This window comes from Pseudidiomarina tainanensis, from assembly GCF_900115255.1.
Classification (GTDB): domain Bacteria; phylum Pseudomonadota; class Gammaproteobacteria; order Enterobacterales; family Alteromonadaceae; genus Pseudidiomarina; species Pseudidiomarina tainanensis.
Genome location: NZ_FOYU01000001.1, coordinates 846,229 through 868,377 on the forward strand (window position 1 = coordinate 846,229; position 22,149 = coordinate 868,377).

General features: G+C 47.1%; 21 protein-coding genes and 1 pseudogene. 8 read left to right on the plus strand and 14 right to left on the minus strand.

What is annotated here, in order from left to right; genetic code table 11:
- Positions 1 to 6: 6 nt before the first annotated feature.
- The gene (gene glyA / locus BM292_RS04200; RefSeq protein WP_092855584.1) at positions 7 to 1,263 is read right to left on the minus strand and encodes a serine hydroxymethyltransferase; all 1,257 of its coding nucleotides are present in this window, start codon (positions 1,261 to 1,263) and stop codon (positions 7 to 9) included.
- A 147-nt stretch (positions 1,264 to 1,410) separates the two neighbouring features.
- Here glyA and ettA point away from each other — a divergent pair, with 147 nt between their 5' ends.
- Positions 1,411 to 3,078 (plus strand): energy-dependent translational throttle protein EttA, encoded by a 1,668-nt coding sequence (ettA, locus tag BM292_RS04205; RefSeq protein WP_092855586.1) that lies wholly within the window; start codon positions 1,411 to 1,413, stop codon positions 3,076 to 3,078.
- Positions 3,079 to 3,123: 45 nt separating this feature from the next.
- Here ettA and BM292_RS04210 read toward each other — a convergent pair whose 3' ends face one another.
- Both BM292_RS04210 and psrA read right to left on the minus strand, forming a co-directional pair.
- Positions 3,124 to 5,424, minus strand: coding sequence for an acyl-CoA dehydrogenase (locus BM292_RS04210; RefSeq protein WP_092855588.1), 2,301 nt, complete (start codon positions 5,422 to 5,424; stop codon positions 3,124 to 3,126).
- Positions 5,425 to 5,488: 64 nt separating this feature from the next.
- Positions 5,489 to 6,121, minus strand: coding sequence for a TetR family transcriptional repressor PsrA (gene psrA, locus BM292_RS04215; RefSeq protein ID WP_092855590.1), 633 nt, complete (start codon positions 6,119 to 6,121; stop codon positions 5,489 to 5,491).
- 140 nt (positions 6,122 to 6,261) lie between these two features.
- Here psrA and BM292_RS04220 point away from each other — a divergent pair, with 140 nt between their 5' ends.
- Complete coding sequence (locus BM292_RS04220; protein WP_092855592.1) at positions 6,262 to 6,903, plus strand: hypothetical protein; 642 nt, start codon at positions 6,262 to 6,264, stop codon at positions 6,901 to 6,903.
- A gap of 66 nt (positions 6,904 to 6,969) precedes the next feature.
- On the opposite strand, the gene kdsA is transcribed toward BM292_RS04220, so the two are convergent.
- From kdsA to hemA, 8 genes and pseudogenes are all read right to left on the minus strand, one after another.
- Positions 6,970 to 7,815 (minus strand): 3-deoxy-8-phosphooctulonate synthase, encoded by an 846-nt coding sequence (gene kdsA, locus BM292_RS04225; RefSeq protein WP_092856901.1) that lies wholly within the window; start codon positions 7,813 to 7,815, stop codon positions 6,970 to 6,972.
- Positions 7,816 to 7,855: 40 nt separating this feature from the next.
- On the minus strand, positions 7,856 to 9,106 hold the full coding sequence (locus BM292_RS04230) for a DUF819 family protein (RefSeq protein WP_092855594.1): 1,251 nt from the start codon (positions 9,104 to 9,106) through the stop codon (positions 7,856 to 7,858).
- A 23-nt stretch (positions 9,107 to 9,129) separates the two neighbouring features.
- The gene (locus tag BM292_RS04235) at positions 9,130 to 9,933 is read right to left on the minus strand and encodes a SirB1 family protein (RefSeq protein WP_092855596.1); all 804 of its coding nucleotides are present in this window, start codon (positions 9,931 to 9,933) and stop codon (positions 9,130 to 9,132) included.
- 123 nt (positions 9,934 to 10,056) lie between these two features.
- Positions 10,057 to 10,428 carry a SirB2 family protein gene (locus tag BM292_RS04240; RefSeq protein WP_092855598.1) on the minus strand — a complete coding sequence of 124 codons (372 nt, stop codon included), beginning with the start codon at positions 10,426 to 10,428 and terminating at the stop codon, positions 10,057 to 10,059.
- 116 nt (positions 10,429 to 10,544) lie between these two features.
- A pseudogene (locus tag BM292_RS04245) lies at positions 10,545 to 11,048 on the minus strand (response regulator); the annotation flags it as partial.
- The gene (prmC, locus tag BM292_RS04250) at positions 11,038 to 11,898 is read right to left on the minus strand and encodes a peptide chain release factor N(5)-glutamine methyltransferase (RefSeq protein WP_281247489.1); all 861 of its coding nucleotides are present in this window, start codon (positions 11,896 to 11,898) and stop codon (positions 11,038 to 11,040) included. The gene prmC and the pseudogene BM292_RS04245, both read right to left, overlap by 11 nt.
- Positions 11,895 to 12,983: a peptide chain release factor 1 gene (gene prfA, locus BM292_RS04255; RefSeq protein ID WP_092856903.1), complete on the minus strand. Its 1,089-nt coding sequence runs from the start codon at positions 12,981 to 12,983 to the stop codon at positions 11,895 to 11,897. The genes prmC and prfA overlap by 4 nt, the downstream gene beginning before the upstream one ends.
- 15 nt (positions 12,984 to 12,998) lie before the next feature.
- Positions 12,999 to 14,249: a glutamyl-tRNA reductase gene (gene hemA, locus BM292_RS04260; RefSeq protein WP_092855605.1), complete on the minus strand. Its 1,251-nt coding sequence runs from the start codon at positions 14,247 to 14,249 to the stop codon at positions 12,999 to 13,001.
- Between the two features lie 100 nt (positions 14,250 to 14,349).
- Between hemA and lolB the strand changes: the two genes are divergently transcribed.
- The 6 genes from lolB to ychF all read left to right on the plus strand — a co-directional run bounded on the left by lolB (position 14,350) and on the right by ychF (position 19,289).
- Positions 14,350 to 14,982, plus strand: coding sequence for a lipoprotein insertase outer membrane protein LolB (gene lolB, locus BM292_RS04265; protein WP_165383874.1), 633 nt, complete (start codon positions 14,350 to 14,352; stop codon positions 14,980 to 14,982).
- On the plus strand, positions 14,970 to 15,848 hold the full coding sequence (gene ispE, locus BM292_RS04270) for a 4-(cytidine 5'-diphospho)-2-C-methyl-D-erythritol kinase (protein ID WP_092855610.1): 879 nt from the start codon (positions 14,970 to 14,972) through the stop codon (positions 15,846 to 15,848). Before lolB ends, ispE begins: the two co-directional genes overlap by 13 nt.
- A 1-nt stretch (position 15,849) precedes the next feature.
- Positions 15,850 to 16,797, plus strand: coding sequence for a ribose-phosphate pyrophosphokinase (locus tag BM292_RS04275; RefSeq protein WP_130202764.1), 948 nt, complete (start codon positions 15,850 to 15,852; stop codon positions 16,795 to 16,797).
- 126 nt (positions 16,798 to 16,923) lie between these two features.
- Complete coding sequence (locus BM292_RS04280) at positions 16,924 to 17,595, plus strand: 50S ribosomal protein L25/general stress protein Ctc (RefSeq protein WP_092855612.1); 672 nt, start codon at positions 16,924 to 16,926, stop codon at positions 17,593 to 17,595.
- Positions 17,596 to 17,601: 6 nt separating this feature from the next.
- Complete coding sequence (pth, locus tag BM292_RS04285) at positions 17,602 to 18,195, plus strand: aminoacyl-tRNA hydrolase (RefSeq protein WP_092855614.1); 594 nt, start codon at positions 17,602 to 17,604, stop codon at positions 18,193 to 18,195.
- A 2-nt stretch (positions 18,196 to 18,197) separates the two neighbouring features.
- A complete protein-coding gene (gene ychF / locus BM292_RS04290; RefSeq protein WP_092855616.1) occupies positions 18,198 to 19,289 on the plus strand; it encodes a redox-regulated ATPase YchF in 1,092 nt (363 codons plus the stop codon).
- A 92-nt stretch (positions 19,290 to 19,381) separates the two neighbouring features.
- Here ychF and BM292_RS04295 read toward each other — a convergent pair whose 3' ends face one another.
- From BM292_RS04295 to BM292_RS04305, 3 genes are read right to left on the minus strand one after another with little or no spacing between them, the layout of a single operon-like run.
- Complete coding sequence (locus tag BM292_RS04295; RefSeq protein ID WP_092855618.1) at positions 19,382 to 20,296, minus strand: sulfurtransferase; 915 nt, start codon at positions 20,294 to 20,296, stop codon at positions 19,382 to 19,384.
- 24 nt (positions 20,297 to 20,320) lie between these two features.
- A complete protein-coding gene (locus BM292_RS04300) occupies positions 20,321 to 21,697 on the minus strand; it encodes a YfcC family protein (RefSeq protein ID WP_092855620.1) in 1,377 nt (458 codons plus the stop codon).
- A 27-nt stretch (positions 21,698 to 21,724) separates the two neighbouring features.
- On the minus strand, positions 21,725 to 22,141 hold the full coding sequence (locus BM292_RS04305) for a group I truncated hemoglobin (protein ID WP_092855622.1): 417 nt from the start codon (positions 22,139 to 22,141) through the stop codon (positions 21,725 to 21,727).
- Positions 22,142 to 22,149: the final 8 nt, after the last annotated feature.

Here is a 22,149-nt window from a genome sequence, read left to right on the forward strand (position 1 = left end):
CGCTAATTATTTATAAACAGGAAACTGTTTACACAATGCCTTAACTTGTTCACGAACCCGTTCGATAACACTCTCATCAGACATATTATCAAGTACGTCACAAATCCAGTTGGCGACCTGCTCTGCTTCTGCTTGCTTAAAGCCACGACGAGTAATCGCTGGGGTACCTAAACGCAAACCAGAGGTCACAAACGGTGAACGTGGGTCATTCGGAACCGAGTTTTTGTTCACGGTAATGTACGCGCGACCTAATGCTGCGTCAGCGTCTTTACCAGTAATATCTTTATCGATAAGGTCAACCAAGAACAAGTGGTTCTTAGTGCCGCCTGAAACGATTTTGTAGCCACGCTCTTGCATGACTTTAACCATCGCATTGGCGTTGTCTAAAACTTGTTGTTGGTAAGCTTTAAACTCTGGCTCCATGGCTTCTTTGAACGCCACCGCTTTAGCCGCGATAACATGGCAAAGTGGGCCGCCTTGGCTACCAGGGAATACACCACCATTGAGTTTTTTGTGCAGATCTTCGTCGTCTTTACCTGACAAAATCAAACCGCTACGTGGGCCGGCAAGTGTTTTGTGCGTAGTAGTCGTCACCACATCAGCAAAAGGCACTGGGTTTGGATATAAACCAGCAGCAACCAAGCCTGCAACGTGAGCCATATCGACTAACAAATAGGCACCAACTTCATCAGCAATTTCGCGGAATTTAGACCAATCAACAACACCTGAATAGGCCGAGAAACCAGCCACAATCATTTTTGGCTTGTGCTCAAGCGCTAATTCACGCACTTCTGCATAGTTAATTTCACCCGTTGTTTCATCCAGACCATACTGTACTGCGTTGTACAATTTACCAGAGAAGTTAACGTGTGAACCGTGAGTTAAATGGCCGCCATGCGCCAAGCTCATACCCAGCACTGTATCGCCAGCGTTTAGCAACGCCAAAAATACGGCTGAGTTGGCTTGTGAACCAGCATGCGGTTGTACGTTCGCGTACTTTGCACCGAACAGCTTTTTCGCTCGTTCAATCGCGAGGTCTTCCACCATATCGACATATTCACAACCACCGTAGTAGCGCTTGTGTGGATAACCTTCAGCATACTTGTTGGTCAGCTGTGAGCCCTGCGCTTCAAGTACACGCGGGCTGGTGTAGTTTTCTGAAGCGATTAATTCAATGTGCTCTTCTTGGCGTTGAACTTCGCCAGTCATTGCCTGCCATAAATCTGCATCGTAATCGGCAATATTCATTTCATGTTTTAACATCGGGGCTCCTGACTTCACAAACTGTCAAACGAAAATAAGTGGTGCCTAGTTTACCAATATACTTGGGTTAGCGCCAACTTAAGGGTTAAAATAAACAATTACGATTTTTGCTTAAATATATCGCCTCAAAAAGGAACGCATGCTGTTATGGCACAATACATTTATTCCATGTCGCGGGTCAGTAAAGTCGTCCCGCCGAAAAAGACGATTTTAAAAGACATTTCACTCTCGTTTTTCCCTGGCGCGAAAATTGGTGTACTCGGTTTAAACGGTGCGGGTAAATCAACGTTATTGCGCATTATGGCTGGCGTCGACAAAGAATACGAAGGTGAAGCACGTCCACTGGCTGGTATTCAAATTGGTTACCTGCCGCAAGAACCGCAACTCGATGAAGACAAAACAGTTCGCGAAACGGTTGAAGAAGCCGTTGCTGATGTGAAAAACGCATTGGCTGAGCTCGATCAAGTTTATGCGGCCTATGCGGAAGAAGATGCCGACTTTGATGCGTTGGCGAAAAAACAAGGTCAACTTGAAGCGATTATTCAAGCCAAAGACGGACACAATATCGATAACATGCTCGAGCGTGCGGCCGATTCACTCCGTCTGCCGCCGTGGGATACTAAAATCAAAGTACTCTCAGGTGGTGAACGTCGCCGAGTTGCCATTTGTCGCTTGTTACTCAGTAAGCCAGACATGCTGTTACTTGACGAACCAACCAACCACTTGGATGCTGAATCGGTGGCTTGGTTAGAGCGCTTCTTGCATGACTACGAAGGTACTGTTGTAGCGATTACCCACGACCGTTACTTCCTCGACAACGTTGCCGGTTGGATTCTTGAGCTTGACCGTGGTTACGGTATTCCTTGGGAAGGCAACTATTCATCTTGGCTTGAGCAGAAAGAGAAACGTCTGGAGCAAGAAGAGAAGCAAGAGAAAGCGCGTCAACGTAGCATTAAGCAAGAGCTTGAGTGGGTTCGTCAGAATCCGAAAGGCCGTCAAGCAAAAAGCAAAGCGCGTATGGCGCGATTTGAAGAGTTACAAAGTGGCGATTACCAGAAACGTAACGAAACCAATGAGTTGTTCATACCGCCAGGCCCTCGTTTAGGCGACAAAGTACTCGAAGTTAACCACTTGAAAAAGGCCTATGACGGGCGCGTGTTGATTGATGATTTAAGTTTCAGCGTACCTAAAGGCGCCATCGTCGGAATTATCGGACCAAACGGTGCCGGTAAATCAACGTTATTCCGGATGATTACCGGCAAAGAGCAACCGGATTCGGGTACTGTTGAAGTTGGTGATACTGTACAACTGGCAAGCGTTGATCAGTTCCGCGACAGCATGGTCGACAAAAACACAGTGTGGCAAGAAATCTCCGAAGGCCAAGATATTCTGCGCATTGGTAATTTTGAAATTAACAGTCGCGCTTACGTGGGTCGCTTTAACTTCCGCGGTAATGATCAGCAGAAACACATCGGCGAACTTTCAGGTGGTGAGCGCAACCGTGTGCATTTAGCGAAACTACTGAAAGCTGGCGGTAACTTATTGCTGCTCGACGAACCAACCAACGACCTTGACGTCGAAACCTTGCGTGCACTCGAAGAAGCATTATTAGAGTTCCCAGGTTCAGCGTTAGTTATCTCGCACGACCGGTGGTTCCTTGACCGTATTGCAACGCACATTCTTGATTATCGTGATGAAGGTAAAATTAACTTCTATGAAGGTAACTATACTGATTACGAAGAGTACATGAAGAAAACTCATGGCGAGCAAGCGATGGAACCACATCGCACACGTTACAAGCCGATTGGCGTATAACGAAAAAAAGGGCTGTTTAAACAGCCCTTTTTTATGCGTACCTGCTTAGTAAAACTTACGCTTCTCAATCACGCCCGGTGCAAACTGATCCACACCGATAGCAGTCATACGCAATTGTTCAGTTTTCTTCAAAGCTTTGGCCTCATCAGCGGTAATCACTTCCGCTTTACGAGCCGCTTTCACCAACTCATCACCGCTTAAGTCTTCGGCAATATCACCATGCTTCACTGCTTTGCGAATACGCTTATAAATATCTGCATGTTCACGCATTGCCAAGAATGCCAGCTCCATATGCCCTATCATGTCTTTTGCATCGTCTTTCCAGAAACACAAGAAGGTATGACGGTCGCGGGTAACGCCTGGTTCCATCATGCTTTTCGCAACAGCTTGCAGGTTGGCATCAGACGGTTTGTGATAATGAATACCTAATGGGAAAATTGCTAAGCGCAAGGTCCATGCCACAATTCGGCTTGGGAAGTTCGCAAAGAAACCTTTGAACGCTTCACCAGTTTCATATAAATGATGCTCAAGCGCATATTCAACAAACGGCAGGTCACCAGATTGGCGGCCATCGTCTTCATAGCGTTTCAACACTGCTGATGCCATGTATAAATGGCTGAGTACATCACCTAAACGCGCCGATAGCATCTCGCGACGTTTTAAATCGCCACCCATCACCAGCATGGCCATATCAGCGGTTAATGCTAATGCACGACTCATGCGTGTGAGCTGCTGGTAGTAACGCGCGGTAGGACCGCTCATTGGGCTTGCATTAAACCGTGCACCGGTTAGCCCCATGAACAAGCTTCCGAAGAAGTTACCGGCGGCGAAACCAATGTGTTTCAGCAGTAAGCTATCAAATTGCTGCAAACCCTCGTCTTCATTTGGATTTGACGCCGCTTCCATTTCTGCCAGTACATATGGGTGACAACGTGTTGCACCTTGGCCAAAAATCATTAAGTTGCGGGTAAGAATGTTTGCGCCTTCAACGGTAATCGAAACCGGTGTCGCCATATAACCATGGCCTAGGTAGTTACGTGGACCCAATTGAATGCCTTTACCAGCATGTACGTCCATCGCTGCGTCCATCACCTGGCGCCCCATTTCAGTCATGTGGTATTTGGTCATTGCGGTAATCACCGAGGGGCTCTTACCTTCGCACAATGCGGTTACCGTTAAGCGGCGCATCGATTCCAGCGTATAGTTGGTACCACCGATTTTACCCATCGCCGCTTGTACGCCTTCGAACAAACCAATTGGCATACCAAATTGCTGACGGACATACGCATAAGCACCCGTCATACGCTCGGTGACATGTCCGGTTGCGGCCGCAAGTGCTGGTAAACTAATACCACGCCCTGCTGACAAGCACTCCATGAGCATCCGCCAACCTTTACCAGCGTAGTCTTTACCACCGATAATCCATTCAAGCGGAATAAATACGTCCTTCCCGTAAGTTGTACCGTTCATAAACGCTTGGTTTAACGGCAAGTGACGTTCGCCAGTTTCAACACCTGGATGATTCGTTGGAATTAATGCACACGTGATGCCGATATCTTTTTGCTCACCCATTAAACCATCTGGATCATAAAGTTTAAATGCGAGCCCTAATACTGTCGCTACCGGCGCGAGCGTGATATAACGCTTACTCCAATTTAAGCGAATACCGACCACTTCTTTGCCGTCGAACTCACCCTTGCAGACAATACCGGTATCTGGAATTGCACCGGCGTCTGAGCCAGCTTCTGGGCCGGTCAGTGCAAAGCAAGGAATGTCAGTGCCATCAGCTAAACGTGGCAGCCAATAATTCTTTTGCTCTTCAGTACCATAATGCGTTAGTAATTCGCCCGGCCCCAATGAGTTTGGCACCATGACGGATACCGCAGCACTAATCGAACGCGTTGCAATACGCGAAACGATATGCGAGTTAGCCGCTGGTGAGAAATCGAGGCCACCAAATTCTTTACCAATAATCATCGCAAAGAATTTCTCTTTACGAATGTAATCCCAGACCTTTTTTGGCAAGTCAGCATCTTGCTGCACAATTCGAAAATCATCGAGCATTGCCAACAAAGTTTCGAGTTGATTATCAATAAATGCTTGTTCAGCTTCCGTGAATTGTGGCGCTTTGGTTTGGTGAAACTTATGCCAATCAGGACGACCACTAAATAGGTCTGCGTCCCACCAGGTGTCGCCAGCCTGCATGGCTTCGCGCTCAGTTGGTGACAACGGCGGTAACACGCGTTTGAAGAAGCCAAATGCTGGTCGCGTAATTAAGCTGCGGCGAATATCGGGTACAGCAACAAGCAATACCACCACAACGACTAACAGAATAATAATTTCCATCTCAAAACACCTTAACCTTTCGGTACAACGGGCAGAAAACCATGCCCCAATAAAGCATAGTCCATTATTCGGTGAGTGCGTCCACACCACCGGCCAAAAACGGAATCAATCGGTCAATGACTTGATCGGCTTCAATAGCCTCACCAAAGTCTGCCGCAGCAATCTCACGCAATGCTGGGCCAGAAACTTGCGCAAAGACTGTCGCGCCTAACACAAAGTGCAAGCGCCAGAACATATCAACTGGACTCAATTGCGGATTTGCTAAATGCAATGTGGCCAACAACCGCTGCATGACATCGCCAAAATGATCCATGGTATAGCGACGCAAATGACCTTGGATATCCGCATAGGCATAACCCAATAGGCTCAAAAATATGGTCGGCCCATGTTTTCTAACCTCGCGCAGCTCATTTAACGGTGCGCGAAAACAATCAAACACTGCTCGCGTGCTCACCTGAGGCTGCTCAGCCAGTTGAATCAGTTCCCGCTCAAGGGCTGGCATTAAAACTTCCAGATAACGCGCCATCACAGCTTGAATCAAAGCCTTCTTTGAGCCAAAGTGGTAGTTAACCGAAGCGAGATTTACCTCTGCATCTGCGGTAATTTGACGTAATGATGTCTGCTCAAACCCATGTTCAGCAAACAACGCCTCCGCAGCATTCAGTATTTTATCTTTTGTTGATACTCGCTTTGCCATACAAACGTGTCTCTCTTCTTCGTTTCGCACGTTTAGAACGCACATTTTAAACATGCGTTTTAATTTAAATCAGTTTGTGTATGAGCGCAAGCCAAAGGAAGAGAATATAAGGGAGAGAATAAAAGGATGAAAATATAACAATGACAAAAGCCATGCATGGAATTTATTTAGCGATAATTGCCGTACTTCTTTACTTGCTTTGGAACTCCCCAGAAACCACTCAATCGTCGCTAGCATCGTCGCAATTAACCAAACAAATTGTGGTAGAAAAGGAAGTTATTGCCAACAACAATGCTGAAGTTGAAGCCACCATCACAACCACTGACCTAACCGATGCGACTGCACCTGACGAACAACAGGACATAGAGACCGTTGCCATTGAGCGTCGAATTGAGCAACCGGTTAGTTCTGATCGCACCACTAAAAGCGAACATCAACGGGAAATCGAAGAAGTAATGCGCAATGCAATTGATGTTGATGAAGTGCAACAGCGGATTCACACCGAATCGATCGACCAAGATTGGGCATATATGATGCAAGATAGTATTGTGCGTTTATACGATGAAAACGAGGAATTACAAGGCGCAACATTAGCTGGCGTCGAATGTCGGACAACAGTATGCCGCGTTGAATTTACCGGCATCGACACCCCGATTGACCACATGCAAAAATTTCATAAGCAAATAGTCAATTCACCGTGGTTTAATACTGGCTATCAGAGCGTGATGATCTCAAACTCGAAAGACAAAAAGCACGCGTTTTATATTGTTCGACCGCAATAACCCATCACAAAAAAGGCGCTCAATGTGTTTCACACGGAGCACCTTCTTAATCAGTATTTCACGTAATTAATTGCTGGTATCGAGCGTTGCAAATCCTTTCACCAGTTCATCAACTGCTTTCATTTGTTGTAAATATGGTTCAAGTTTCGCTAACGGTAACGCACACGGGCCATCACATTTCGCTTGATCAGGATCAGGATGCGCTTCAATGAATAATCCGGCTAAACCAAGAGCCATGCCCGAACGCGCAAGCACCGCGGCTTGTGCACGACGACCATCGGCTGAATCTTCACGGCCGCCTGGGCGCTGTAATGCATGCGTTGCATCAAACATCACCGGCGCCATCTGTTTCATTTCATCCATTCCCAGCATATCAACGACAAGATTGTTGTAACCGAAACAACTACCCCGCTCACACAAAATCACATTGTGATTACCCGCTTCGCCGAATTTCTTCAGAATATGGCGCATTTCATGAGGAGCAAGGAATTGCGGTTTCTTAACGTTAATCACCGCACCGGTTTCAGCCATTGCCACAACCAAATCAGTTTGGCGCGCTAAAAACGCCGGTAACTGAATGATATCTGCTACTTCTGCCACAGGTTTAGCTTGGTACGGCTCGTGTACATCAGTAATAACCGGTACGTTAAAGGTACGTTTAATTTCCGCGAAAATCTCTAAGCCTTTATCCAGCCCCGGGCCACGGTATGAGTGAATAGACGAACGATTCGCTTTATCAAAGCTTGCCTTAAATACATACGGAATACCAAGACGCGTGGTGACTTCAACATAATGTTCAGCGATGCGCATTGCTAAATCGCGTGATTCCAATACGTTCATTCCGCCAAACAACACAAACGGCAAGTGGTTACCCACTTGCACGTCGCCAACTTTGATTACTTGCGTGTTTATCACGTTACATTCCTTTATTTATCTATTGCGCGGAGGCTGCTTATCCGGCAGCAATAACCCGCAAAATCTGACCACAAATATAGGCCATATAGGTGCCTAACGCATAACCAAACACAGCAAGAAGCACACCAACTGGCGCTAAAGACGGATGAAATGCCGATGCAACAACCGGTGCAGATGCTGCGCCACCGACGTTTGCCTGGCTACCGACCGCCATGTAAAACACCGGCGCTTTTAATAAACGCGCAACTATGAGCATTAAACTGGCATGAATAATCATCCAGATAGCACCAATTAGGAAATACTTCGGCACATCGACAATGGCTGTCACATCCATATGCAAACCAATTGTGGCGACAAGAATATAAACGAACATCGAACCGTACTTCGATGCACCAACACCTTCGAGCTTACGAGCTGGCGTAAATGACAGAGCGACACCAACCGTCGTCGCAATCACTATCAACCAGAAGAATTTCTTGTCGAGGCTAAAGTCTTTGAGCGCTGGCACATTATCAGCAATATACGGTGCGATGACATCGGCGCCCCAATGCGACAAGCCAGTGACACCAAATGCCACCGCCACAATAAACATCAGATCAGGTAGTTTTGATTCACGGCGATGTTCAGCTTCGTACTGTTCCATACGCTGTTTAATCGCTTCAATGGCGCTAGTATCCGCGCCAATACGCTTATCGATTGCCTTGTTATTGGCAGCCATATACAGCAACACGGCCATCCATAAATTGGCAACAATAATATCGACGGTAACCATTGCTGAGAAAATCTCACCGCCCACTTCATAGACTTCTTTCATTGCCGCCTGGTTGGCACCGCCACCAATCCAACTGCCGGCAATTGTCGTCATACCGCGCCATACGGCGTCAGGCCCAGCGCCACCAAGCATTTCAGGGAAAATAGCGCTAACAATTAATAGCGCAATGGGGCCACCGATAACGATACCCACGGTACCGGTCAAAAACAAAATCAGTAGCTTAGGACCGAGACGTAAAATCGCTTTTAAGTCTAAGCTCAAGGTGAGCAACACCAAACACGCCGGTAACAGATAATCCATAACTAATGGATAGATGCCAGTATTGGCACCATCAACAACACCGAAAGTGTTCAATAATGAAGGGATAAAATAGCAAAGCAGCAGGGCCGGAACCCATTTATAAAACTTCTGCCAAAAACTATTTGAACTGGTTTGCGTGTAGAAAATAAGACCGAGAATAACGGCGAGCAAACCAAAAATAATACCGTCATTGGTAATCAATGCAGAGCTTTCCACAAGAACCCCTTTTATTTTTTATTTTAATGAAGGACGTGCTGGGGGGCCGCCCACGTTTCTAACTGCAAGCGCAACAGCTGTGCGCTTGGATCATCTGGGCATTGTTCGACAAAATACTGGTAATCGTCAACTGCTGCTTGTTGACAATCGAGTTCCTCGAGCACATAACCGCGGTCACGTATTTCGTATGGGTCATCCGGGGATATGGCCAGTAGCATGTGCACCACCGTTAGCGCATTCGCAAATTCACGATCATGAATCATGGCATGCTTTAGCTCAGTTAAGTAGCGCATCAATATCGTCTTTTGATCCGCCGCCTCAAACATGTCCCACGAAAATTCAAGCGCATCATCGGTGACATCTTCGAACCGTTCTTGCACTTGCTGGCCTTCTAACAATTCGCCGTGCAATGGATCAACAAAATAGCTTTCATGGTCAAAATCAAATCGCAATAACGGATAGCCAGGAAAATCCACCAACTCAGTTTGAATGCCAGCATAAGCCGCTGTTTCTTGCAGTAATAACGCCAAACTAATCGGCAAACCGGTACGGTAGCCAATCACTCGATCAAGGAGGATGCGCTGCGCCCCAACAACCGGCTCCGGCGCATCACTAAACCCTAAATCGAAATAAAAGTCCTGAATCACCGCTTGCAGTTTTTCAATACCTGCGAGTGCTTCATGTTTATGCGTCATCTCACGTATTTGTTGATAATAATCACTAACGTACTGGTCACTATCAGAATGAAAGGTACGGCTAATCTCCCACACTATTTCGATAGTTGGGAGAATTTCATGAGCAACATGTTCTAAATATGAAAAACGCATAAACCCTTAATTCGTTATTCGTTATTCGTACGTTCGCTATGCTCACTGTTCGTGCGTGCTGCGCACTGTTCGAAAAGCGAAGCGGACGAACAGCGTAGCGGACGAATAACGAATAACGCTTTATTAAATCAGTGCTTGTTTGCTGAACGCGATGTGAAGCAGGAACATAATCCAGCTCAGCGCACCAACAAAACCGACATAACGCAGCCAGCTCACCGATGCCTTCATCGCTACCAAGCCAAACAAAATATAGCCTAACAAACCAATGATTTTATTAATCAACCATGGTGTTTCCCACGGCCACATCTGCCAGTGAATCAACATACCGACAATCGTCAACAACAAACCGGTGTCGATAATGTGCGGTACTATCTTTACCCACTTTTGATTCGCTATGCCGGCGCCAATGCTGCGCCAGAAAAAACGAAGCATGAATAATACCACACTTATGGCCACAAAGGTGACATGGAGGTGTTTTAGAGCTATGAATGACATCAAGAACGTCCTTTTTAATCGTTATTTTCGGTTAAACGTTGATAGGCATCAGCAACTTGCTGACGCACTTGCGGCTGGTGTTCAAGCAGCCAAGTTTGGTAAAAACTCAACTCATGCTCAACTCGTTCGAGTTGCTCTTTAACGCGAATGATGTCGCGATACGAACGCAGTGCCGACATCACACAGGTAAATAGCTTTTGCGCAGTTAATTCGGTTTTCGCTTTGTAATCATTGATATCATAATTAATAACTACCGAGCGTTCGGGCGCTTGACCCGGCTGACCAGTGCGTAACACGATACGGCTGGTGCGGTTACCAACGGTTTCGCGAATGTATTTGGCGACCTGCAAACCAGCGTCATCGGTGTCCATCACAACATCAAGCAGCACAATCGCAATATCGTCGTGCTCAGAAATCAGTTGCTCCGCCTCACGACGTGAATACGCACTGAGAAAATTCAAACCCTTGCCTTCAAATACCAAGTCCATCAAGGCTAAGCGGGTTACCGCATGCACTTCACGCTCATCATCAACAATCAATACCTTCCAACCTGCTTCAGTTGTGTTGTCAGGTACTTCTTCTTGATCGTTTTCTTCAGCGAAAATGAAATCATTGGCCATCGGTAGTACTCCACTGTCCCATCGTTACTCGCTCCAGATTAGCATAATCACGAATACTCGTAACCGCTTTAAACTGTGCTTGTTGCATCAGTTCACGAACGGCTGCAGCTTGCGTCCAACCATGCTCGATGAGCAGCCACCCTTCGCTGCGTAAATATTGTTTCGAACCCTGAATAATCGTTTCGATATCTGCCAAACCATTATTTGCAGCAACTAATGCGCTTTTCGGTTCAAAGCGTACATCACCCTGTGCCAAATGCGGATCATTTGCATCAATATACGGCGGATTCGACACAATCAGGTCAAACTTTTGCTGCGGTTCTAAAGCGTCAAACCAATCACTTTGAGTTATCGAAATAGAAAGTTTAAGCGTTTGTGCATTTTGCTGCGCCAACGCAACGGCCGCAGCCATTTTATCCACTGCCCACACCTGCCATTGCGGGCGACTACTTTTTAATGCCAGCGCTATTGCGCCGGTGCCAGTACCTAAATCAAGTACTGTAGCCGCTGATGGCATTGGTAGGTTTAATGCTTGTTCGACTAAAACTTCGGTGTCTGGGCGCGGTATCAAGGTACTGTCATTGACAGTCAATGGTAGCGACCAAAACTCGCGTTGTCCTACCAAATGAGCAACCGGCGTACCTAGCTTGCGGCGCTGTACCAGTTGCTCGAAACGCTCTTGCTGTAACGGTTCGAGAATTCGGTCAGCCCAAGTAAACAAATAGGTACGATCACGCTTAATGGTATGCGCCAATAACACTTCTGCATCAAGCTTTGGGGTTTCGCTAAGCGTCATGTGTTGCGTCGCCCAGCGCAATGCTTCTGCAATTGTCATTGGCGTCTTTATCATTGATTCTCAGCAAGCGCTGCAAGCTGATCGGCTTGATGTTCTTGCACGATGGCATCCAAAATCAAATCCAGTGCCCCTTCCAAAACTTCATCTAAGCGATACAACGTCAAATTGATGCGGTGATCGCTGACACGGCCTTGTGGGTAGTTATACGTGCGAATACGCTCTGAACGATCGCCACTACCAACCAAACTACGGCGGGTAGATTGTTCTTCGAGACGACGTTTTTCGTCTTCTGCCTGTTGTAATCGAGCTTGAAGCACCGACATCGCTTTCGCACGGTTTTTGTGCTGCGAGCGCTCGTCCTGACATTCCACCACAAATCCTGTCGGAATATGCGTGATCCGAATCGCTGAGTCAGTTCGGTTAACGTGCTGACCACCAGCGCCCGACGCACGGAAGGTATCCACGCGTAAATCCGCTGGGTTAATTTCGATGGCTTCAGCTTCTGGCACTTCAGGTAACACCGCGACTGTACATGCGGATGTGTGGACACGCCCTTGTGACTCTGTTTCCGGTACACGTTGTACGCGGTGGCCACCGGATTCAAATTTAAAGCGACCATAGGCACCATCACCCGATACGTGAGCGATAACTTCTTTAAAACCGCCGTGCTCACCCTCGTTACAGCTCACCATGCTCACACGCCAACCATGTTGCTCAGCATAACGGCTGTACATACGGAACAAGTCACCAGCAAAAATCGCCGCTTCATCACCACCAGCACCAGCACGGATTTCAAGATAACAAGGGCGATCATCGTTTGGATCTTTCGGTAACAGTAAAATCTGTAGTTCTTGCTCAAGCTCTTCTTGTTTCGCTTGTGCTTCATCCAATTCAACTTTTGCCATTTCGCGCATTTCAGCGTCGTCTTCTTGCATCATCTCTTGCGCCGCGGCTTCATCCGCTTGCGCTTGTTGGTAGCTGGTAAAACATTTCACCAGCTCTTCAAGCTGCGAATATTCTCGCGACAAGCCACGAAACTTATCTTGGTCCGCAATAACACCCGGGTCACTTAATAAGTGTTGTACTTCTTCATAGCGCTCAAGCAGCGCTTCTAGTTTTCGAATAATCGAAGGATTCATCATGCGGTGAGGACCTTACTCGTCATCTGCTATTAATTTTTGAAATACCGCCAAGGTCTCAAAATCACCTGCGGCGCCAGCATCACGCATCATACGCGTCGGCTGGTGAAGAAATTGTTTGGTTAATCTTTGGGTTAATTCCGCGAGTACATCATCAGCGTTTTTACCTGCTGCCAACTGGTTTCGAGCACGCAACAATTGCTCTGCGGCCATTTGCTCCGTGCGCTGACGATAATCCCGAATCACATCAACATGATCAAGTTGACGCAACCACGCCGTAAACGCTTCGGAGTGCTCGGCAATTATAACTTTCGCTTCGGCAGCGGCTTCTTCACGATTGCGCAGGTTTTCAGTGATAATGCCTTGCAAATCATCAACGGTGTACAAGAAGGCGTCGTCTAATTCGTTGACTTGCTCTTCAATGTCCCGTGGTACCGCCAAATCAATCAGGAGAATCGGTTGGCGTTTGCGAGCTTTCAATGCCTTTTCAACCAGACCTTTGCCGATAATCGGCAGCGGACTTGCGGTCGAACTAATAACGATATCAGCTTGCGGTAGTAGTTCGGGTAACTCACCCAGTGTATGTGCCTGACCATGAAACTGTTCAGCCACAGCATTCGCTCGCGCCAGCGTTCTGTTGGCAACCATCAATTGCTTCACGCCGTGCTCGGTCAAATGCTGTGCGACTAACTCGGCAGTATCGCCGGCGCCAACCAATAACACACGCGATTCTGGTAATTCAGCAAAAATTTGCCGCGCCAAGTTGACTGCTGCAAACGCAACGGAAACGGCATTTTCACCGACTTTGGTTTCACTGCGAACCGTTTTTGCAACGCGAAACGTACTTTGGAATAAGCGTTCAAGCACGCTTCCGACACTGGCTTGGTTTCGAGCAAATTGATAGGCCTGCTTAACCTGGCCAAGAATTTGCGGCTCGCCCAGAACTAACGAATCAAGCCCACTAGCTACCGCCATCAAATGCTCAATAGCTGGGCCATCTTCGTAGGTGTAGCAATGCTCACGTAATTGCTCTAACGGAATGCGGTGGTACCCAGCTAACCAACCAATCAACATATCCGTCGAGGTTGCGCCATGACAGTACAATTCAGTTCTATTACAGGTGGACAGAATAACCGCTTCAGCCACGCCCGTCTGTTCACGCAAAGCTTGCAGCGCTTGGTGTAGCTGCTCTGGCGAGAAGGCGATTTGCTCCCGTAACGATACGGAAGCTGTTTTATGGTTAACACCTAGCGCGAAAATGGTCATAATAACGAAAAATTGCGAGCCTCTAACTACTGCGAAACGCTGGCAATTGTACGTGAAAGCCCGCATGATGAAAAGCGCACGAACAGGGATAGCAAAACCAATGAAACGTCTCCTTTTAGTAGTACTCACAAGTGCTTGGTTGACTGCCTGTAGCAGCGTTCCCGAGCCACCCAGCGTATCAGATGTCGATAGCGCGGCAGTTGCTGCACAACAGCAACAACTCAAAAACTTAGCCAACTGGCGATTAAGTGGACAAATGGCGCTATTTGACTTACGCGCCGACGACCGCCATGGTCTTTACATCGATTGGTATTCAAGCGCTGAGCAACTCACCATGCGCTTCTCTCACCCGCTACGCGGCACCTTGGCAAAGCTGGAACAGGCTAACGGTGTCGCTTTGCTCACAGACGAAGATGGCAAAGAATATCGTGCCACAACCGCGCAAGAATTACTGTGGCAATATTTTCGATTGGATTTACCGGTGAATCAGATTAGCGCTATTGTCACGGGTCGCGAGTTACCTGAAATGGTGCAAAAGCAATACCAACTGCAACAATACCAGCAACAACAATATGCGTTGCTCTCAGACTTTACTATGGTTGCCGCCGATCAACTTTGGCGCGCACAACTCGGGCAGTATGAACTGACCGATGGGATATTTTTGCCGTACAATATTAACCTAACAACCGATGCTTGGCGGCTGAAATTGCAGGTGTCACAATGGCGCTTCTAACCTTGCCGGCGGTTGCCAAGTTAAACCTATTTTTGCACATTGTTGGTCAGCGCGCTGATGGCTATCACAACTTACAAACGCTGTTCCAGTTTATCGACTTTGGCGATGAATTATCATTTACCTTGCGTGATGACTCTGAAATCACTTTAAGTTGTACTGAGCCAACGTTGGAAAGCGCTGATAATCTGGTACTTCAAGCAGCGCACTTATTGGCTCAGCATGCCCACAAAACACGACCTGGCGTGCATATACATATTCATAAAAAGCTCCCGTTTGGTGGCGGTTTAGGTGGTGGCTCATCCGATGCAGCAACCACATTATTGGCACTACGGCATCTCTGGCAGCTGCCTTTAAGCGACACCCAACTTGCAGAATTAGGTTTGCAACTTGGTGCTGATGTCCCAGTATTTGTGCGCGGACAAGCAGCTTTTGCGGAAGGTGTTGGCGAATTTTTACAACCGGCACAACCGCCCTGCCCGTGGTATTTGGTTATTCATCCGGGCGTTCAAATTAGTACCCCAAGTATTTTTAAACACCCCGACCTACCGCGCCAACATTTGCCATTGAATTGGCCAAATTGGAGTTGGGAAAATACCAGTAACGATTGCGAAGCGCTGGTCTGTCAACTCTATCCAGAAGTTGCCAAGGCCCTCGACTGGTTGGTAGAATACGCGCCGTCTCGGTTGACTGGCACAGGTGCATGCATCTTCGGTCGCTTTGAGAACGAGACAGATGCCCGTGCTGCGCTAGAAAGGATGCCTGCACAATGGACAGGGTTTGTCGCGCGAGGTCTCAATGAAAACCCGGTCTGCCAGCAACTGCGGCAGGCTTCAACTGTGAACCTAACCAACAAGACTGAGGTTTAGTGTGCCTGACATGAAGCTCTTTGCTGGCAATGCGACGCCAGAACTCGCCCAAAAAATTGCCGACCGCCTATATATCAAACTTGGTGATGCTGAAGTAGGCCGTTTTAGCGACGGTGAAATCAGTGTCATGATCAACGAGAATGTTCGTGGTTCTGACGTTTTCATTATTCAATCAACGTGTGCCCCTACCAACGATAACTTAATGGAGCTTATCGTCATGGTGGATGCATTGCGTCGTGCTTCAGCGGGTCGTATTACCGCCGTCATGCCATATTTCGGCTATGCACGCCAAGACCGTCGTGTTCGCTCTGCGCGCGTACCAATCACTGCGAAAGTTGTTGCTGACTTCTTGTCGAGCGTTGGTGTCGACCGCGTGTTAACGGTTGATTTGCATGCTGAACAGATTCAAGGTTTCTTCGATGTACCGGTCGACAACGTATTCGGTAGCCCAGTATTGATGGAACATCTGCGCCAGCAAGACTTCCATAACCCAGTTGTCGTATCACCTGACATTGGTGGTGTTGTGCGAGCTCGTGCAATTGCCAAGTTGCTCAACGACATTGACTTGGCCATTATCGATAAACGTCGCCCGCGTGCCAACGAATCGCAAGTTATGCACATCATTGGTGATATTCAAGATCGTGACTGCATCATTGTTGACGACATGATTGATACCGGCGGTACCTTATGTAAAGCCGCAGAAGCATTGAAGAAAAATGGCGCGCGTCGGGTATTTGCGTATGCTACGCACCCAGTATTCTCAGGCAATGCGTTTGAAAACATTCGTGACTCGCACATCGATCGCGTCGTGGTCACTGACAGTATTCCATTGAGCCCAGAAATGAAGGCGCTCGATAAGGTACATCAATTAACCTTAAGTGGCATGCTGTCTGAAGCGCTACGCCGCGTCAGCAACGAAGAATCAATCTCGGCAATGTTCGAGTATTGATTGAATTTTGAGGGCGCCAGTGGTAATATTCCGCGCCCTCAAATAAGCAAAACAAGTTTTTGAGGAACACGTCGGGTATTTGGTCGCGAATATCCGGCTTATTTTTATTTAACGGAGACACTCCACATGTCAACTATCGATTTTACTATTCAAGCAGAACTCCGTACGGATACAGGGAAAGGTGCGAGCCGCCGCCTGCGTCGTGCGGAAAAAGTGCCTGCAATTTTATACGGTGCCGATAAAGAAGCGGTATCAATCACGTTGGATCACAACAAAGTGAACAACATGGCTGACCACGAAGCTTTCTACTCGCACATTTTGACTTTGGTTATCGACGGCAAGAAGCACGAAGCAATCTTGAAAGACGTTCAACGTCACCCGTACAAGCCAAAATTAACTCACTTGGATTTCCAACGTGTTGTTAAAGGTCAAAAACTTCATACTCACGTTCCAGTTCACTTCGTTAACGAAGCAAGTGCTGTTGGCGTGAAACAAGAAGGCGGCGTTGTGGTTCACCACATTGCAGACTTAGAAGTTTCTTGCTTGCCAAAAGATCTGCCAGAGTACGTTGAAGTAGATATCGCGAACTTGAAGTTGGGCGAAACCTTGCACTTAACTGACTTAAACATGCCTAAAGGCGTTGAATTAGTTGAGCTGACTAAAGGTGAAGACCACGACCAAGCAGTTGTATCAATCACTGCTCCGCGTGTAGAAAAAGAAGCGGAAGAAACTGAAGAAGTATCAGCTGAAGTTCCGACCGCTAAAGAAGCGAAAGAAGAAGACAAAGACGCTGAATAAGGTCTTATGTCGACCATTCGCTTACTCGTGGGCCTGGGTAATCCAGGCCCCGAATACTCCCAAACCCGACACAATGCAGGCTTTTGGTTAGTCGAGCAATATGCTCGCATGCATGGCCAAACACTCCAGCCTGAAACCAAATTTTTCGGACACACCGCTCGTATTCAAAAAGGCGCCATGGATTTACGTCTGTTGCTGCCAATGCAATTTATGAATCGAAGCGGCAACGCTGTCGCAACCCTCGCTAACTTCTATAAAATTGAGCCGCATGAAATATTAGTTGCCTATGATGAGCTCGATTTACCACCTGGCGTGGCGAAGTTTAAAACCGGCGGTGGCACAGGCGGACACAATGGTATCAAGGACATTGTTGCACGATTGGGAACTCAAGATTTTCATCGCTTACGTATCGGTATCGGTCATCCAGGTGACAAAACTAAAGTCACCGGTTGGGTGCTCGGGAAAGCGCCACAAGCTGATCAACACTTGATGGACGATACCATTACGGAAGCCTGCCGCAGCATCGATATTTTAATGCAGCAAGATCTGCGCGCGGCAACACAGTATTTACATAGTTTCAAAGCACAGAGAGAGAAATAAGCATGGGATTCAAGTGTGGTATCGTCGGCTTGCCGAACGTAGGTAAATCAACGCTGTTTAACGCGCTGACTAAAGCAGGTATTGAAGCTGCAAACTTCCCTTTCTGTACCATTGAGCCAAATACGGGTGTTGTTGCAGTACCCGATCCACGCCTCGACGAACTGGCTAAAATTGTTAATCCACAACGCGTGGTGCCAACCACCATGGAGTTTGTGGATATCGCCGGATTAGTGAAAGGCGCCTCAAAAGGTGAAGGATTAGGTAACCAATTCCTTGCAAATATTCGTGAAACCGATGCAATTGGTCACGTTGTGCGTTGCTTTGAGAACGACAACATTGTTCACGTGGCGGGTAAGGTTGACCCAGCTGAAGACATTGAAGTGATTAATACCGAGCTTGCCCTCGCCGATTTGGATAGCGTTGAAAAGGCGATTCATCGTCAAGGTAAAAAAGCCAAAGGTGGCGATAAGCAAGCTGCAGCTGAAATTGCAGTATTACAAAAATTATTGCCAGCACTTGAAAGCGGCGAAATGGCTCGTTCTGTGACGTTAACAGACGATGAAAAAGCCACGATTCGTAGCTACAACTTGCTGACTATGAAACCAACCATGTATATCGCCAACGTGAACGACGATGGCTTCGAGAATAACCCGTACCTCGATAAAGTGCGCGAAATCGCCAGCAAAGAGAATGCCATTGTGGTGCCTGTTTGTGCTGAAATTGAGTCAGAAATTGCGGAGCTTGATGACGAAGAAAAGGCAGAATTCATGGCGGATTTGGGTCTTACCGAGCCAGGTTTGAATCGGGTTATTCGCGGCGGCTACCAGTTGTTGAACCTACAAACCTACTTCACTGCTGGTGTGAAAGAGGTTCGCGCTTGGACTATCCCAGTTGGCGCAACGGCACCGCAAGCTGCTGGTAAAATTCACACCGACTTCGAGAAAGGCTTTATTCGCGCTGTGGTTGTTGGTTTTGACGACTACATTCAGTTTAAGGGTGAGCAAGGCGCGAAAGAAGCGGGTAAACGTCGCGAGGAAGGTAAGGATTATATCGTGAAAGACGGCGATGTGATCTTGTTCCGCTTTAATGTTTAGAGAGCAAGAGCGATATTAGATATTAGATATTAGATATTAGATATTAGATATTAGATATTAGATATTAGATATTAGATATTAGATATTAGATATTAGTTATTCGAAGAAGAGTTTGGTTCGATGGGGAGCTGAGAATTGGCGCCCCATTCGGACCATGACCCGTCATAGAGTTGTACTTCAGTAAAACCCGCTATTCTTGCTGCTACCAATAGAATACACGCTGTAATACCGGAACCACAGGTCAAAATTAGGTGAGGTGATTTCGGTCCAACGAGTGAAATAAAAAGCTCTTCAAGCTCATCTGGCTTGCGATAGCGATTGTCATCCAATACATCGAGAAATGGCAAGTTGAATGAGCTACGAATGTGCCCACTGCGCATACCCTCTCGCGGTTCTGACTTTAAGCCGTTGAAGCGATCCGGCGAGCGGGCATCAATAATACTACTTGAACCACTTTGCGTGGCTTTGAGTACGTCTTTTGAGGTCACTAGCCAACTTTTATCGAACTTAGTAACAAAATTACCGCGTGCCGTGCGTGGGAGTGAGTGCTCTGTTGCAGCAGGGTAATTATCCGATAGCCATTGCGGCAAACCACCGTCCAAGATAAAGACATTTTTAAAGCCCATGGCTTTAAAAATCACCCAGGCTCGAGGAGCCGAATAAATTCCTTGGTTGTCGTATAACACCACGGTATCGGTTTTGTTAATTCCCAATTCTTGCAGGGCGAGCGTCACCTGTTCTGCTGACGGAAAGGTATTTGGCAACGATGCGGTAGTATCTGTGAGGCGCTGCTCTAAATCCAAATGAACTGAATTAGGAATAACCGTGAGTTCGTTGTAGTCAAGCGGCGTGCGACCAACCACTTTCCTCATGCTTGCATCTAAGACATGCACATGACTCTTTTTCAGGTTCTCTGCCAACCAGCGGGTCGATACTAAATAATGCGGTACAGCCTCCGGTACCGCATTATCTTGCGCTTTTTCAAGCATTGTTGTTGCACTATCCATATCGCAAAGTCTATCCGGGTCTCGTTATTGATAACCAATCGCGACAGCAACAATCATTGCTATCGCGCAGGCGAATAACAACTTTAACATCAATGGCGCAATGAATTTGAACCAACGCTCGTACGGAACGCCAGCCAAGCCCAATATCCCCATGAGAACAGGATTGGTAGGCACAATCATATTCATCAAGCCATCTCCCATTTGGAATGCGAGTACCGCGATTTGTCGGCCAATACCAGCAGTATCCGCTATCGGCACCATAATCGGCATGGTTACAAATGCTTGGCCGCTTCCTGATGGAATGAATAAATTAAGTATACTTTGAATCGCCAGCATACTGACCGCACCAAAGTATGCGCCAAAGGCCTCAACCGGCATCGCTAGGTAATAGATAACCGTATCAAGTACTTGCCCCTGCTCCATAATCATAGCAATTGATCGAGCAAAGCCAATTAATAATGCCGTTGCAGTAAGTTCTGCGGCTCCTTCAATAAACTTATTAGCCGCCTCGCTGGCACTCATTTGAGCAACGATTGCCGCAAACAAACCGAAACCTAAGAATAACGCACTTAACTCAACCAGGTACCAACCATGTACTTTAATCCCCCAAATAAGCACACCGAGTACTGCAACAAAGCCCAATAAAATGATTTTGTGGCGACCATCAAGTGCCGGATATTCCTCTCGAACATCGCTTTTGGCTGGCGTGATGTCGGCTAAAAACGAAGCTTTTGGATCAGCAGCGACACGCTTGGCATAGCCATAAACATGATGGAAGGCAATCCCGAACAAAATCGGCCACAACATAAGTCGGTACCATAATCCCGACGCTGGTGGCACTTCAGCAACCGCTTGCGCAATCAGTAAAGTGAACGGATTAAAAAGCGACAAGCCATAACCGATGCCATAACCGACAATCAAAATACCCATGGCGGTAATGCCATCGAGCTTCAATGCCCGACACAACGCAACCAACATCGCAACAAAAATAAGGTACTCTTCAGCGACACCAATTAATGCTGAAAAAATCCCAAAAGTAAGCATGCCGCCCAGAATCAGCAAACCGGTTTTATCCGCGAATTTTTTTAGTAGCAGACCAATCAATGCATCCAGCATGCCGGTTGCACGCAAGATACCCATCACCCCACCAATTAATAGCACAAAGAAAATGACCGCCTGTGCGTCACCTAAGGCTTGAGGGATAACGGTAAAGAGGGTCAATGGGCTCAATGTGGGCTGTTCTGCGAGCACAGTGTAAGTACCTGGCTGAACAACTGTTTGTCCAATATCGTTGACCGTTCGCTGAAATTCGCCGGCTGGAATAATCCAAGTCAGGATCAACGCAGCAATCATCATGTAAAGCATCAGCACTAATGTATGCGGTATTTTTATTTTTATCATGGCGGGGAAAACTCGCTCTCATTCTTGTTATTGATGTATCACTTCCTTATGGAATGCTGCGAGTATAGCAAGTAATCGGTTTTGTGTACTAACTGGGAGTTGTTGTTCATCCATTGCTGTCATTAAATGTTCAACCACAGCATTGAATTCCGCTCGCGAAATATTCATACCGGTGTGTACCGTGACCATCGACTCGCCCGTGTACTCACAAGGTCCGCCGGACAACTCACAAATGTGCTCAGATAACATGCGATGGAAACGATCGATATCGACGTTTTCAAAGTGATGAATAATGCGCTCGTCGGCAGCTATTTCCAGCACAAATAATTCCATCAGTTGGCTAATACCCTGCTGCTGGCCAAGCTCATCGTAAAGCCTTTGTTCAGCGGCATGTAATGGCGACATGAACAGGACAATTAAACTAACTAAGTAGACTCGAAGCATGAGAAGTT